Origin of the sequence: Streptomyces sp. GDS52 (assembly GCF_052246875.1) — a bacterium.
Lineage (GTDB): Bacteria > Actinomycetota > Actinomycetes > Streptomycetales > Streptomycetaceae > Streptomyces > Streptomyces cathayae.
Genome location: NZ_CM125966.1, coordinates 527333 through 540480, shown reverse-complemented (window position 1 = coordinate 540480; position 13148 = coordinate 527333). Strand labels below are relative to the sequence as shown.

The 13148-nt window shown below is 72.9% G+C and carries 13 protein-coding genes and 1 pseudogene; 8 read left to right on the top strand and 6 right to left on the bottom strand.

The annotated features are described in order from the left end of the window. Positions 1-9: 9 nt before the first annotated feature. Both ACTWJ9_RS02625 and ACTWJ9_RS02620 read right to left on the bottom strand, forming a co-directional pair. The gene (locus ACTWJ9_RS02625) at positions 10-1017 is read right to left on the bottom strand and encodes a nucleotide-binding protein (protein ID WP_443295105.1); all 1008 of its coding nucleotides are present in this window, start codon (positions 1015-1017) and stop codon (positions 10-12) included. 118 nt (positions 1018-1135) lie between these two features. Then, on the bottom strand, positions 1136-1900 hold the full coding sequence (locus tag ACTWJ9_RS02620; RefSeq protein ID WP_279332416.1) for a CDP-alcohol phosphatidyltransferase family protein: 765 nt from the start codon (positions 1898-1900) through the stop codon (positions 1136-1138). Between the two features lie 108 nt (positions 1901-2008). Here ACTWJ9_RS02620 and ACTWJ9_RS02615 point away from each other — a divergent pair, with 108 nt between their 5' ends. The 5 genes from ACTWJ9_RS02615 (at position 2009) to ACTWJ9_RS02595 (ending at position 7028) form a co-directional block, all read left to right on the top strand. Further along, positions 2009-2992 (top strand): zinc-dependent alcohol dehydrogenase, encoded by a 984-nt coding sequence (locus tag ACTWJ9_RS02615; RefSeq protein ID WP_388705581.1) that lies wholly within the window; start codon positions 2009-2011, stop codon positions 2990-2992. Positions 2993-3125: 133 nt separating this feature from the next. Beyond that, complete coding sequence (locus ACTWJ9_RS02610; RefSeq protein WP_388705578.1) at positions 3126-3524, top strand: 6-pyruvoyl trahydropterin synthase family protein; 399 nt, start codon at positions 3126-3128, stop codon at positions 3522-3524. A 35-nt stretch (positions 3525-3559) separates the two neighbouring features. Next, positions 3560-4765, top strand: a complete 1206-nt coding sequence (locus ACTWJ9_RS02605) for a glycosyltransferase family 4 protein (RefSeq protein WP_443295845.1) — start codon at positions 3560-3562, stop codon at positions 4763-4765. Further along, positions 4762-5781 (top strand): class I SAM-dependent methyltransferase, encoded by a 1020-nt coding sequence (locus ACTWJ9_RS02600; protein ID WP_388705576.1) that lies wholly within the window; start codon positions 4762-4764, stop codon positions 5779-5781. The genes ACTWJ9_RS02605 and ACTWJ9_RS02600 overlap by 4 nt, the downstream gene beginning before the upstream one ends. Then, on the top strand, positions 5778-7028 hold the full coding sequence (locus tag ACTWJ9_RS02595) for a lysylphosphatidylglycerol synthase transmembrane domain-containing protein (protein WP_443295104.1): 1251 nt from the start codon (positions 5778-5780) through the stop codon (positions 7026-7028). Before ACTWJ9_RS02600 ends, ACTWJ9_RS02595 begins: the two co-directional genes overlap by 4 nt. On the opposite strand, the pseudogene ACTWJ9_RS02590 reads toward ACTWJ9_RS02595, so the two are convergent. Then, a pseudogene (locus tag ACTWJ9_RS02590) lies at positions 7001-7672 on the bottom strand (creatininase family protein); the annotation flags it as partial. The gene ACTWJ9_RS02595 and the pseudogene ACTWJ9_RS02590 overlap by 28 nt on opposite strands. Positions 7673-7713: 41 nt before the next feature. On the opposite strand from ACTWJ9_RS02590, the gene ribA reads away from it, so the two are divergent. Continuing rightward, positions 7714-8373: a GTP cyclohydrolase II gene (gene ribA / locus ACTWJ9_RS02585; protein ID WP_384201127.1), complete on the top strand. Its 660-nt coding sequence runs from the start codon at positions 7714-7716 to the stop codon at positions 8371-8373. 55 nt (positions 8374-8428) lie between these two features. Here the strand turns inward: ribA and ACTWJ9_RS02580 are convergent, their stop codons facing one another. Next, positions 8429-9658: a serine hydrolase domain-containing protein gene (locus tag ACTWJ9_RS02580; RefSeq protein ID WP_279332411.1), complete on the bottom strand. Its 1230-nt coding sequence runs from the start codon at positions 9656-9658 to the stop codon at positions 8429-8431. 153 nt (positions 9659-9811) lie between these two features. Between ACTWJ9_RS02580 and ACTWJ9_RS02575 the strand changes: the two genes are divergently transcribed. Together ACTWJ9_RS02575 and ACTWJ9_RS02570 are read left to right on the top strand one after the other, a co-directional pair. Continuing rightward, positions 9812-10255 (top strand): PPOX class F420-dependent oxidoreductase, encoded by a 444-nt coding sequence (locus ACTWJ9_RS02575; protein ID WP_279332410.1) that lies wholly within the window; start codon positions 9812-9814, stop codon positions 10253-10255. 180 nt (positions 10256-10435) lie between these two features. Further along, entirely contained in the window at positions 10436-10846 is a 411-nt protein-coding gene (locus tag ACTWJ9_RS02570; RefSeq protein ID WP_279332409.1) for a VOC family protein, read from the top strand. Between the two features lie 76 nt (positions 10847-10922). Here ACTWJ9_RS02570 and ACTWJ9_RS02565 read toward each other — a convergent pair whose 3' ends face one another. Both ACTWJ9_RS02565 and ACTWJ9_RS02560 read right to left on the bottom strand, forming a co-directional pair. Then, a complete protein-coding gene (locus ACTWJ9_RS02565) occupies positions 10923-12278 on the bottom strand; it encodes an MFS transporter (RefSeq protein ID WP_279332408.1) in 1356 nt (451 codons plus the stop codon). A gap of 200 nt (positions 12279-12478) precedes the next feature. Next, on the bottom strand, positions 12479-13144 hold the full coding sequence (locus ACTWJ9_RS02560) for a TetR/AcrR family transcriptional regulator (protein WP_279332407.1): 666 nt from the start codon (positions 13142-13144) through the stop codon (positions 12479-12481). Positions 13145-13148: the final 4 nt, after the last annotated feature.

Genomic DNA, 13148 nt, shown 5'->3' with positions numbered 1-13148 from the left:
ACCGCAGGGTCAGGGGCAGGGCAGGAGGGTCGTCGGGCCGGGGGTGAAGTCCGGGTCGATCTGGGAGGACAGGTTCTCGCCGGTGCGGGCGTCGGCCCAGGAGTGGGCGTTGCGGAGGTGGAACTCGACGGCGTGGCGGTGGAGGCGGTCCCAGTCGCGGGGGTGGGAGTCGACGGCCTTGCACAGGACGGTCAGGGCGTGGCGGTTGTGGGGTTCCAGGGCGCTCAGGGGGTCCGAGGCGTCCGGGGTGTTCGGGGTGGCGGGGCTCGGGGGTGGGGTTCTGCCCTGTTCCGCGGCTCGGACCCAGTCCGAGTGCACGAGGTGGGTCAGGAGGTCGTCGCCCACCTGGTTCTTGAGGAAGAGGAGGTCGTCCTCGCAGGTCACCTTGTTGCCGACGACCGCGATACGGATGCCGAACTCGCGGGCGTGGTCCCGGTACTGGCGGTAGACGGAGACGCCCTTGCGGGTGGGTTCGGCGACCAGGAAGGTGAGGTCGAAGCGGGTGAACAGGCCGGAGGCGAAGGCGTCGGCGCCCGCGGTCATGTCGACCACCACGTATTCGCCGGGGCCGTCGACCAGGTGGCCCAGGTACAGCTCCACCGCGCCGAGCTTGGAGTGGTAGCAGGCCACGCCCAGGTCGCTGTCGTCGAACTGACCCGTCGCCATCAGCGGGACACCGCCGGCCCGGACGACGTGCCGCGCGTGCAGTTCGTCGTCGCCCAGCAGGCGCAGGAGGCGTGAACCGCGGCCGGGCGGGGTCGTCTTGATCATCGACTCGGTGGAGGTGATGCGGGGGTTGGTGCCGCGCAGGTAGGTCTTGATGTCGTGCAGGCGCGGGCCCAGGGGAGGGGGCGTCACCGGGGTGTTCTCGGCGGGGGCGAGGGCCTCGGCCAGGTGCTGGTTGATGTCGCCGTCGACGGCGAGGACCGGGGCGCCGGTGCTCGCCAGGTGACGGGAGAAGAGGGCGGACAGCGTCGTCTTGCCGCTGCCGCCCTTGCCGACGAACGCGATCCTCATCGGCACTCCACCGTCTTGAAAACGAATGTCATGTCGGTAGGTTCAGGGGCGGGCTCGGGTGGTGTCAAACACTTCGGGGCGTGTCGGCGCCACCTCATGCTTACGGGTCGAGGAGGTGTCACCCCGCGACGAGTTCGCGTACCGGCTGTTCGGCGCGGGCGGCGGGCCGCAGCCGCGAGGTGCGCCACAGCCACAGGACGTCGCGGCCGAACGACCACAGCAGCAGGCCCAGGGCCAGCGCCACCACCCCGACGTTGACCAGGTGCGGCAGCAGGTCCGCGGCCGCCACCAGCAGGAGGACGCCCTGCAGCGCGGCCACCGTCTTGCGGGCCGTGCTCGGCGGGAGGGCGGCGTTCAGCCACGGCCACACCCGGGCCGCGGCGACGAAGACGTACCGCATGACGCCGATCAGCAGCACCCAGGGGCCCATCGCCATCGACACGTACACGCTCAGCACCAGGATGAGGAACGCGTCGACCTCCATGTCGAAACGGGCGCCCAGCGCGGTCGACGTGCCGGTCCTGCGGGCCACCTTGCCGTCCACCCCGTCGAGGACGAGGGCCACGGCGGTCAGGCCGACGAAGAGGGAGACGGGCGGAGTGTCCTGGAAGGAGTCGGCGACCAGCGCGGTCACCCCGCCCACCAGGATCGCCCGGCCGAGCGTCACCCGGTTGGCCGGGCCGAACGAGCGCGGCCGGGACCGGTGCAGGGCCCGGGAGAGCACCGCCCAGGTGGCGATCGCGAACGCGAGGCCGGTCAGCCAGCCCGCCGGGCCCATGCCGATCGCCGTACCGAGAAGCGCCAGCAGCAGGACCTGCAGGCCCGCCCCCACGGCGGTCTCCTGCTGCAGGAGCCTCGCGTCGTAACTGTTGTTCAGGGCCACCGAACACCCTCCGGCCGTGTGACAGAGTCGATCAACGCCGCTACCTTGTGCGCGGCCTGTGCACCACTCGGTACGGGTGCAACTTGCCGTTCGTTCAGGAGGAATTCGATGAACCACACCGCGCGTGCCTTCTGGCTCGCCTCGCCCGGCCGAGGTGAGATCCGCGAGACCGCCCTGCCCACTCCCGGCGAGGACGAGGTACTGGTGCGCTCGCTGTACTCCGGGGTGAGCCGCGGCACGGAGACCCTCGTCTTCCGCGGCGGGGTGCCCGAGAGCCAGCACACGGCGATGCGCGCGCCGTTCCAGGAGGGCGACTTCCCGGGGCCGGTGAAGTACGGCTACCTCAACGTGGGCGTGGTGGAGGAGGGGCCGGCGGCACTCGTCGGGCGCACGGTCTTCTGCCTCTACCCGCACCAGACCCGCTACGTCGTCCCGGCGAGCGCCGTGACCCCCGTGCCCGACCAGGTGCCCGCCGGCCGGGCCGTGCTGGCCGGCACCGTGGAGACCGCCGTCAACGCCCTGTGGGACGCGGCGCCGCTGATCGGCGACCGGATCGCCGTCGTCGGCGGCGGCATGGTCGGCAGCTCGGTGGCCGCGCTGCTGGCCCGTTTCCCCGGCGTGCGCGTCCAGCTCGTCGACGCCGACCCCGCGCGCGCCGAGACCGCCGAGGCCCTCGGCGTCGGCTTCGCACGGCCCGAGGACGCCCTGGGCGACTGCGACCTGGTGGTGCACGCCAGCGCCACCGAGCAGGGGCTCACCCGGGCACTCGAACTGCTCGGCGCCGAGGGCACGGTGATCGAACTGAGCTGGTACGGCGACCGGAAGGTGAGCCTCCCGCTGGGCGAGGCCTTCCACTCCCGGCGGCTCACCGTCCGCAGCAGCCAGGTCGGCACGGTCTCCCCGGCCCGCCCCGGCCGCAGCTACGCCGACCGGCTCACCCTCGCCCTCGACCTGCTGGCCGACCCCGCGCTCGACGCGCTGATCACCGGCGAGTCCGCGTTCGAGGAGCTGCCCGGCGTCATGCCCCGCCTCGCCTCCGGCGAGATCCCGGCCCTGTGCCACCTCGTCCGCTACGACCACGTCACGCCCTGACCGAAGGGCCACCGTCTGACCTGAGAAAAGACGGACCGGAGGCTGAACGCCGCACGGCGGACGGCCGTACTACACGACATCCCCGGCGGCGATCGGCCGGGGAGCAGACGCGCCGCACCTGGAGGGTCGTCCGTTGTTCAGCATCACCGTCCGCGATCACATCATGATCGCCCACAGCTTCCATGGCGAGGTCTTCGGACCGGCCCAGCGCCTGCACGGGGCCACGTTCCTCGTGGACGCCACGTTCCGGCGCGAACAGTTGGACGAGGACAACCTCGTCGTCGACATCGGCCTCGCGACGCAGGAACTCGGTGCCGTCGTCGGCGAGCTGAACTACCGCAACCTCGACAACGAACCCGACTTCGCGGGGACCAACACCTCCACGGAGTTCCTGGCCAAGATCGTCGCCGACCGGCTGGCCGAGCGCATCCACAAGGGCGCGCTGGGCGAGAACGCCAAGGGCATCAAGGGGCTCACGGTCACCCTGCACGAGTCGCACATCGCCTGGGCGAGTTACGAGCGTGAGCTGTGAACGACGCCACCGCCACCGTGACAGACACCGCCACCGTGACCGACACCGCCACTGTCACCGTGACCGACCCGGCCACCCGGCGGGCCCGCCTGGACTACGTCCCCCAGCAGGCCTCCTTCCCGGGGAACGGAGGGATCATCCCCATGTCCCTGCGCTCCGTGCACTTCCTGATGCCGGGCGGCGTCGACGACCCGGCCGCACCGAGCGGCGGCAACGCCTACGACCGGCGCGTCTGCCTGGACCTGCCCGGCTTCGGCTGGCAGGTGCAGCGGCACGCCGTCGCCGGTGACTGGCCCCGCCCGGACGCCGCCGCCCGCACCGCGCTCGCCCGCACGCTGCGCGAACTGCCCGACGACGCCGTCGTCCTGCTGGACGGACTGGTCGCCTGCGGGGTCCCCGAGATCATCGTCCCGGAGGCGGAACGGCTGCGGATGGCCGTCCTCGTGCACCTCCCGCTCGGCGACGAGACCGGGCTCGACCCGGCGGTCGCCGCCGACCTGGACGCCCGCGAGCGTACGGTGCTGCGCGCGGTGCCGGCCGTCATCGCCACCAGCGACTGGGCGGTACGCCGCCTCGTCTCCCACCACGGGCTCGCACCCGACCGCGTCCACGTCGCCGCTCCCGGCGCCGACATCGCACCCCTGGCCTCCGGCACCGACGGCGTCTCCCGGCTGCTGTGCGTCGCCGCCCTCACCCCGCGCAAGGGCCAGCACCGGCTGGTCGAGGCGCTGGCGGCGGTGTCCGACCTGCCGTGGAGCTGCGCGCTGGTCGGCGGGCTCGGCCACGACCCCGAGTACGTCGCCCATCTGCGGTCCCTGATCGGCCGGTACGGCCTCCAGGACCGGCTGGAGCTGGCGGGAGCGAAATCCGGCGCCGAACTCGACGCCAGTTACGCCACCGCCGACCTGATGGTCCTCACCTCGTACGCCGAGACGTACGGCATGGCCGTCACCGAGGCGCTGGCGCGCGGCATCCCGGTGCTGGCCACCGATGTCGGCGGCCTGCCCGAGGCGGTCGGCCGCGCCCCCGACGGCGGGGTGCCCGGCATCCTCGTACCGCCGGAGAACCCCGCCGCCATCGCCGTCGAGCTCCGCGGCTGGTTCGGCGAGGCGGACGTCCGCCGCCGGCTGAAGGCGGCCGCCCGCGGCCGGCGTGCCGCCCTCGGCGGCTGGGCGAGCACCGCACAGAGCCTGGCGGCGGTACTGCGCCGGCTTCCGACCGACTCCCGGAGGGCCGCATGACCAGCCCGTCAACCACGCAGACCACGCAGACGGCGCAGCCGGCCCAGGCGGTCCAAGCGGCACCGGCCGGACCGGGCGGCCCCGCCGCCCGGCAGTCCGTCATCCCCGGGGCCGGCCCCGCGCTCCGTCCCGGGGAACGGGACACCCTCCGGCTGCGGGAGGCCGCCACCGCCGCCACCGAGGAACCTCCCCGGTACGCGCCCGAGTGGCTCCAACTGCGTGAGCCCGCCGACGCCTCCGCACGCGCCCACGACCTGCTCGACCCGCTGCGCATCCGGCTCGCCAACCTGCCGCAGCGGGCCGGCGGTTTCGTCGTCCACGACATCGGCTGCGGCACCGGCTCCATGGGCCGCTGGCTCGCGCCCCGGCTGGACGGCGCCCAGCACTGGATCCTGCACGACCGGGACCCCTACCTCCTGCACTTCGCCGCCGTCGCCTCCCCGCGGTCCGCCGCCGACGGCAGCCGCGTCAGCGTGGAGACCCGGCGCGGCGACGTCGCCCGGCTCACCCCGGAGGCCCTGGCCGGCGCCTCCCTGGTGACCGCGTCCGCACTGCTCGACGTCCTCACCCGCGAGGACGTCGACGCCCTCGCCGCCGCCTGCGCCGGAGCCGGCTGCCCGGCGCTGCTCACGCTCTCGGTGGCCGGACGCGTCGAACTGACCGCGCCGCACCCGCTGGACCAGGAGATCGCCGAGGCGTTCAACGCCCACCAGCGCCGGGACGGACTGCTCGGCCCGGACGCGGCCACCGTCGCCGCGGAGGCCTTCGCCGCACACGGCGCGACCGTACGGCTCGACCCGAGCCCCTGGCGGCTCGGCCCCGGGCAGGCCGAACTGACCGCGCAGTGGCTGCGGGGCTGGGTCGGCGCGGCGGTCGAGGAACGCCCCGAACTGGCGGAGCCCGCGGGCCGTTACCTGACCGAGCGTCTGGAGGCCTGCGCGGCGGGCGAACTGCGGGTCGTCGTCCACCACCACGACCTGCTCGCCCTGTGCCGGCCGTCGGGCGCCGCGGCGTGAGTGCCCGGACGGTGGAGACACCGGTCCTGGACACCCCGGTACCGCGCCCCGGCAGCGCCCCGCGCGCTCTCCTCGCCCGACTGGGCACCCCCGCCGTGCGCACCCGCCTCGGCAGCGCCGCTGGCGTCCTCATCCTCACCGTCCTGCTGTGGCGCCTGGGCACCGGTGTCCTCCTCGACGGGCTGCGCCGGATCGACGGGCCCGCCGTGCTGGCGGCGCTCGGGATCGGGCTGGTGACCACGGTGTTCAGCGCCTGGCGCTGGGCCCTGGTGGCCCGGGGCCTGAGGATCCGGCTGCCGCTCGGCCCGGCCGTCGCCGACTACTACCGCGCCCTGTTCCTGAACGCGGCCCTGCCCGGTGGCGTCCTCGGCGACGTCCACCGCGCGGTGCGCCACGGGCAGAGCACCGGTGACCTGGGTCGCGGGGTGCGGTCCGTGGTGCTGGAGCGGGCCGCGGGACAGCTGGCGCTGTTCGCCGCCGGGGCCGTGATGCTGCTGACCATGCCGTCCCCGGTCCGGGACGACATGCGCCAGGCCGTCCCGCTGGTGGGCCTGGCCGCACTCGGCGCCTGCGCCGTCGTCCTCGCCCTGCGGATGAACCGGCCGGCGTCCGCACGCCGGGACCGGGCGCCGCGGCGGTTGCTCGCCGAGGCCCGCGAGGGGCTGCTGTCCCGGCGCAACGGACCGGGCGTGCTGCTCGCCTCCCTCGTCGTGCTCGCCGGATACCTGGCGATGTTCGTCCTCGCCGCCCGCGTCGCCGGAGTCGGCGCGGCGGTCACCGAGCTGCTGCCGCTGGGCGTACTGGCGCTGCTCGCCATGGCGCTTCCGCTGAACGTCGGCGGCTGGGGCCCCCGGGAGGGCGTCGCCGCCTGGGCGTTCGGCGCCGCGGGACTGGGCGCGGGCCGGGGACTGGCCGTCGCCGTGGTCTACGGGGTGCTCAGCCTCGTGGCGAGCCTGCCCGGGGTGATCGTGCTCCTCGCCCGCTGGTACACGGGACTGCGCGCCGGGCGCCGGACGGCCACCACCGCCGCCGTCCCCGGCGCCCGGAAGCACACGGCCTACGCGCCGTCGGTGCCGTCGCCCAGCGCGCCGGCCGCAGCGGTGGCGTCCGCCGCCTCCGTCGCGGTGCTTTCGGAGGTGAGCATCGAGAAATACGCGCCGAAGGAATCCACGAGGCTCACCAGAAGCTCTCTGCCCTTTTCCGCGGAGCCCAGTGAAGGGCGTCCGATGACACCGGAATCGGTATAGGCGGCCATTCCCAGAGTGAGCAACCGGCGCCGGTCGTCGGCGACGTGATCGGAGGTCTGGTAACCGGTACGGAGCAATTCGGGATGAGTGTGCAGAAGGACGGAGGTCTCGATTTCCCCCGCGTGCATGTCGGTGAGCAGCGAGGTGACCACGCCGGCGTGCCGGCGCGCGGTCTCCCAGTCCTCCGGCGCCGGGAACAGCGCCATGTGCTCGCCGCGGGCGGAGGATTCCTGAACGACGTTGCCGAGTACGTAGTTCCCGCCGTGCCCGTTGACCAGCACCAGGGTGTCCACACCGGACCGGCGCAGCGAGTCGGCGATGTCCCGCACCACCGCGTGGAGGGTCACGGAGGAGATGGAGACGGTTCCCGGCCAGGCCGCGTGCTCGTGCGAGCACGAGATCGTCACCGGAGGGAGGAGATGCACCGGGTACGCGTCGGCGATCTCCCCGGCGATGGCACACGCCATCAGGGTGTCGGTCACCAGCGGCAGGAACGGGCCGTGCTGCTCGAAACTCCCGACGGGAAGGACCGCGATCTGCCGTGAGACGCCGGCCCCCCGATTCCGTACATCTTCTGTAGTATCCGCCGGCAACAGACCGTGGACCGGGCCGTATGCCGCCGACCGCTTTTGTGAACCACTCATGCCCTCACGGCCTTTCGTCTCTGCTTAGGAACTCGAGAATCATGACAGAAAACATAGGCGTACTCGCCAAGAAGTCACCCCAGCAGACCGGTGTGGAACGTGTCGTGAATGCGCCGTTGCCCACCGTGTACGGAAAGTTCCAGGCGGTCGGCTACCTCGACCACGACCGCGGTGACGAGCAAGTCGCCCTGGTCCACGGCGACATCGGCACGGACCGGGTCCTCACCCGGCTGCACTCGGAGTGCCTGACCGGCGACGCGTTCGGCTCCCAGCACTGCGAGTGCGGCGACCAGCTCGCCGCCGCACTGCGTGCGGTGGCCGCCGAAGGGGCCGGTGTCGTCCTCTACTTGAGAGGGCACGAGGGCCGCGGCATCGGCCTGCTGGCGAAGCTGCGCGCGATGGCCCTGCAGGCGGAGGGCCTGGACACCGTCGAGGCGAACCTCGCCCTCGGCCTGCCGGTGGACGCCCGCGACTACGGTGTCGCCGCCGGCATGCTCCAGGACCTGGGCGTACGGTCGGTGCGGCTGATGTCCAACAACCCCCGCAAGCACGAGGCGTTGGTACGGCACGGTGTCCAGGTCGCCGAGCAGGTGCCGCTGTTGATACCGCCGTGCGAGAGCAACATCACCTACCTGCGGACCAAGCGGGAACGCCTCGACCACGACCTGCCCCACCTGGACGCGGTGGCGCACTGGTCCTGACGGCCCGCCGGCCCCGGCGACCCCGGCGGCGGACCGGCGTCCGGACGGCCGGCGTTCAGCCGGTCACGGCCTCGTGCACCAGCCGCCTGAGGTCCGGGAAGACCGAGTGGGAGGACCGGGGCCGCACCTGCGTGTAGAACTGCACGGTCAGGTCGCGGCCCGGGTCGACCCAGAACGCGGTGGTGGCGACCCCGGTCCAGCCGTACGTGCCGAGGCCGGACGGGGCCCGCGTACGGGACGGGTCGACGACGACGGAGACCCCGAGGCCGAAGCCGACACCCTCGTTGCCGGGCTCGTCGTGGGCCGGTCGGCTGCCGAAGGCGCGCAGATCGGCGCCGTCGGGAAGGTGGTTGCGGGTCATCAGGTCCACCGTGTCCGGGGCGAGCAGCCGGACACCGTCCAGTTCGCCCCGCCGGCGCAGCAGTTCCATGAAGCGGTGCATGTCGTGGGCGGAGGCCGCCAGCCCTCCGCTGCCGGACAGGAACCGGGGACGGCCCCGCAGCGGCAGCCCCTCGACGGGCTCGATGCCGCCGGTGTCCGTCTCGCCGTACAACTCCGCGAGCCGCCCCGCCTGTTCGTCACCGACCTGGAAACCGGCGTCCGCCATTCCCAGCGGGCCGAAGATCCGCTCGGCGAAGAAGACGTCGAGCGGCTGCCCGGACACCACCTCGACGATCCGCCCCAGCACGTTGGAGGCGACCGAGTAGTTCCACTGCGTCCCCGGATCGAACTGCAGCGGCAGACCGGCGTACACGTCGACCGTCCGGGCGAGGTCCGCACCCGGCGCCACCGACGAGTCCAGCCCGGCCTCGCGGTACAGCGCGTCCACCGGATGGGCGTGGTAGAAGGCGAACGTCAGCCCGGCGGTGTGGGTCATCAGATGCCGTACGAGCAGGGGGCCGGCCGCGGGACGCGTGCGCATCCCGGCACCGGAGCCGCTCTCGTACACCCGCGGTGCGGCGAACGCCGGCAGGTGACGGCCGACCGGATCGTCCAGCGACAGCCGGCCCTCCTCCACGAGGAGCAGCGCGGCGACGGCGGTCACCGGCTTGGTCATGGAGTAGATCCGCCACAGCGTGTCGCTCTCCACCGGCAGCCCGGCCGCGACGTCCCGCCGCCCGTACGCCGTCAGGTGCGCGACCCGCCCGCCCCGTGCGACGGCGACGAGGAAGCCGGGCAGCCGCCCCGCGTCGACCTCGTGCGCGAAGTGCCGGTCCAGCCGGTCCAGCGCCTGCGCGTCCAGTCCGCACTCCGCCGGGTCGGCCTCTTGCCGCAGCAGTCCCATCGCCCACTCCTTCGATCACGCTCCCGAGCTGAGTCCGGGATACCCCGTCCGGAGCAGGTCAGACCTCGTCGGACCGGGTGAACACAGCGGCGGATCCGGGCAGACGGCGAGAACGACGGGAACGCCGGGGCCGGTGCGGGCGTTGCACGGGTTATGACACAGGACACACTGCCCGCACTGCTCGCACTGATCGGTGACCACAACGGTGGCGTGCTCGTCACGCTGAAACGGGACGGCCGTCCCCAGCTGTCGAACGTCAACCACGCCTACTACCCCGACGAGCGGTTGATCCGTGTCTCGCTCACGGACGGCCGGGCCAAGACCCGCAACCTGCGGCGGGACCCCCGGGCGTCCTACCACGTGACCACCCCCGACCGGTGGGCGTACACGGTCGCCGAGGGCACCGCCGAACTGTCCCCCGTCGCCGCCGACCCGCACGACGAGACGGTGCAGGAACTGATCCGGCTCTACCGCGACGTCAACGGCGAACACCCCGACTGGGACGACTACCGCGCCGCCATGGTCCGCGACCACCGCCTCGTCCTGCGCCTGCGGGTGGAACGGGCGTACGGGATCCCCCGGCGCGGCGAGTCGTAGGGCCCTCGGCGGCGGGGCGTAGGACCCCGGTGGCGGGGGTGTAGGACCCGGGGGCAGGGGTGTAGGACCCGGGGCCCCCGCCGGACGGCCGATGGTCCGGTGATCGTGGGGTGTCTACGCTGCGGAACGGATCGGCGCCGGTTCCGGCGCCGAGGAGCGCACCCCAGGGGAGAGGACGTCATGTCCGTCGACGGCCGCAGTCACATCCGTATCGCCCGCCCGTCCCGGGACCTCGCCGCGGCCGAGCGGTTCTGGTGCGGCGGGCTCGGACTGAGCGTGGTGTGGCGGACCGAGGGCGGCGCCCCGCCCGGCGGGCACGACCTGCTGATGCTGGGGTGGCCGGATGCCGACTGGCACCTCGAGCTCGTGCACGAACCCGGGCGGCCCGTCGAGCCCCGGCCCACCGAGGAGGACCTGCTGGTGGTCTACCTCGACGGCCCGGTCCCGGACGACCTGGTCGGCCGGCTCGAACAGCACGGCGGTACGGCGGTGCCGTCCCCCAATCCGTACTGGAACGAGTGGGGCGTCACCCTCGAGGACCCCGACGGCTACCGGCTGGTGCTGTGCCGGCGCGGGTGGTCCAACCGATAGGCGGGGGCGGGCGGGGCCTCGACGACGCGAGACCCCCGGGGCCGGGTGGCGGCTCCGGGGGTCGGGACGAGCGAGGTCAGGCCGTCACTTTCTCCGGCCGGGGTGTGCCGTCGGCCGTGCGTTCGCCGAGGAGTTCGGTCGGGATGCGGTGGGTCTCCCGGGCGGAGAGCGCCGCGATCACCGGCGGGACGCACAGGGCGGCCGTGAAGAGGGCCACCGCCGTCCAGTCGTCGCCGTCCGGGCCCGCGATCTGCGCGGCGAAGGTGACCGCGAAGCCGGCCACGGCGAAGCCGATCTGGGTGCCGATCGCCATACCCGAGAGCCGCACCCGGGTCGGGAACATCTCGCCGTAGAAGGACGGCCACACCCCGTTCGCGGCGCTGTAGACGACACCGAAGGTGAGGATGCCCAGCAGCATCGTCAGGGCGAAGTTGCCGGTGGAGACGACCCACAGGTACAGGAACATCATCACCGCGCTGCCGACGGCGCCGACCAGGAAGACCGGGCGGCGGCCGATCCGGTCGGAGAGCACGGCCCACAGGGGGATCGCGGCGAGCGCGGCGACGTTCGCCAGCGCGGCCACCCACAGCATCGACGTGCGGGACATGCCGACCGCGTCACTGGTCGCGTACGCCAGCGCCCACACCGTGAAGATCGTGCTGACCGAGGCGATCAGCGCACCCGCGACCACCCGCAGGACGTCCGCCCAGTGCTCGCGCAGCAGCACGGCCAGGGGCATCTTCACGACACCCTCGGTGGCGGTCTGCTGCTCGAAGGCCGGGGTCTCGTCCAGCTTGCGGCGGATGACGTACCCGACCACGGCGACCGCGACGCTCATCCAGAACGGCACCCGCCAGCCCCAGGAGAGCAACTGCTCCTCGGGCATCGCGGCCACCGGGATGAAGACCAGCGTGGCCAGCAGCTGGCCGCCCTGCGTACCGCTCAGGGTGAAACTGCTGAAGAAGCCGCGCCGGTGGGGTGGCGCGTGTTCCAGGGTCATCGAGTTCGCGCTGGCCTGTTCGCCGGCCGCCGAGATGCCCTGCAGGATGCGGCACAGCACCAGCAGGACCGGCGCGAGGGTGCCGACCTGGTCACGGGTGGGCAGACAGCCGATGAGGAACGTCGACACGCCCATCAGCATCAGCGTGAAGACCATGATCTTCTTACGGCCGACCCGGTCCCCGTAGTGGCCGAGGAACAGCGCGCCGACGGGACGGGCCGCGTACGCGACACCGAACGTGGCCAGCGACAGCAGGGTCGCGGTGGCCGGGTCGGAGTCGTCGAAGAACACCTCCGGGAAGATCAGCGCCGCCGCGCTGCCGTAGATGAAGAAGTCGTAGTACTCCAGGGCGCTGCCGATCCAGGCGGCGGTCGCCGCCTTCTTCGGCTGTCCGGGAGGGGAGGCGTCGCGGGGCGGTGCGGGGACGGACACGGCGGGCTCCTTCGAGGGGACTCCACGACGGTACGCGGAGGAAGAACGGAGGGGAGAAGCCGGTGCGCTAATTAACCCACTGGATAGTTAGTCGCGGCTGAAAAGGGATGCTGCGCCCGACGGCCCCCGGTGTCAAGGGGTGGCGTCGTGCGGAATCGGCCCGGGAGCCGCCGGGGCGCGGGGGCGAGGCCCCGCGCCGGTCAGTCCGCGGCCCGCTCCGCCGTCAGGTACGCGATCACCATGTCGCCCAGCATCGCCCGGTAGTGCTCGCGCCGGTCCGGGGCGACCAGGTCGCGGCCGAACAGCGCGCCGAAGGTGTGCCGGTTGGACACCCGGAAGAAGCAGAACGAGCTGATCATCGCGTGCAGGTCGACGGCGTCCACATCGGCCGTGAACAGGCCCGACTCCTGCCCCGCGGCCAGGATCCGGCGGATCACGTCGAGCGCCGGCGAGCCCATCCGGCCGAGCTCCTCGGAGGCCGCGATGTGCTCCGCGTCGTGGATGTTCTCGATGCTCACCAGGCGGATGAAGTCCGGGTGCCGCTCATGGTGGTCGAAGGTCACCTCCGCCAGCCGCCGGATGGCCGCCACCGGGTCCAGGTGGTCGACGTCCAGCTGCTGCTCGGCCTCGCGGATCACGCCGTACGCGCGCTCCAGCACGGCCGTGAACAGCTTTTCCTTGCCGCCGAAGTAGTAGTAGATCATCCGCTTGGTGGTGCTGGTGCGGGCGGCGATCTCGTCGACGCGGGCCCCGTCGTAGCCGGCCCGTGCGAACTCCCGGGTCGCCACGTCGAGGATCTCGGCCCTGGTGCGGGCGGCGTCACGGATGCGCTCGCCGGGCCGTGCCGGTTCTTCGACGCTGGTCATGGGG

Excerpts from the sequence above, each read along its gene's own strand:
- ribA (WP_384201127.1), top strand. The coding sequence starts at position 7,714 with ATGACAGAAAACATAGGCGTACTCGCCAAGAAGTCACCCCAGCAGACC.
- ACTWJ9_RS02580 (WP_279332411.1), bottom strand. The coding sequence starts at position 9,658 with ATGGGACTGCTGCGGCAAGAGGCCGACCCGGCGGAGTGCGGACTGGAC.
- ACTWJ9_RS02625 (WP_443295105.1), bottom strand. The coding sequence starts at position 1,017 with ATGAGGATCGCGTTCGTCGGCAAGGGCGGCAGCGGCAAGACGACGCTG.
- ACTWJ9_RS02575 (WP_279332410.1), top strand. The coding sequence starts at position 9,812 with ATGACACAGGACACACTGCCCGCACTGCTCGCACTGATCGGTGACCAC.
- ACTWJ9_RS02560 (WP_279332407.1), bottom strand. The coding sequence starts at position 13,144 with ATGACCAGCGTCGAAGAACCGGCACGGCCCGGCGAGCGCATCCGTGAC.
- ACTWJ9_RS02600 (WP_388705576.1), top strand. The coding sequence starts at position 4,762 with ATGACCAGCCCGTCAACCACGCAGACCACGCAGACGGCGCAGCCGGCC.
- ACTWJ9_RS02570 (WP_279332409.1), top strand. The coding sequence starts at position 10,436 with ATGTCCGTCGACGGCCGCAGTCACATCCGTATCGCCCGCCCGTCCCGG.
- ACTWJ9_RS02615 (WP_388705581.1), top strand. The coding sequence starts at position 2,009 with ATGAACCACACCGCGCGTGCCTTCTGGCTCGCCTCGCCCGGCCGAGGT.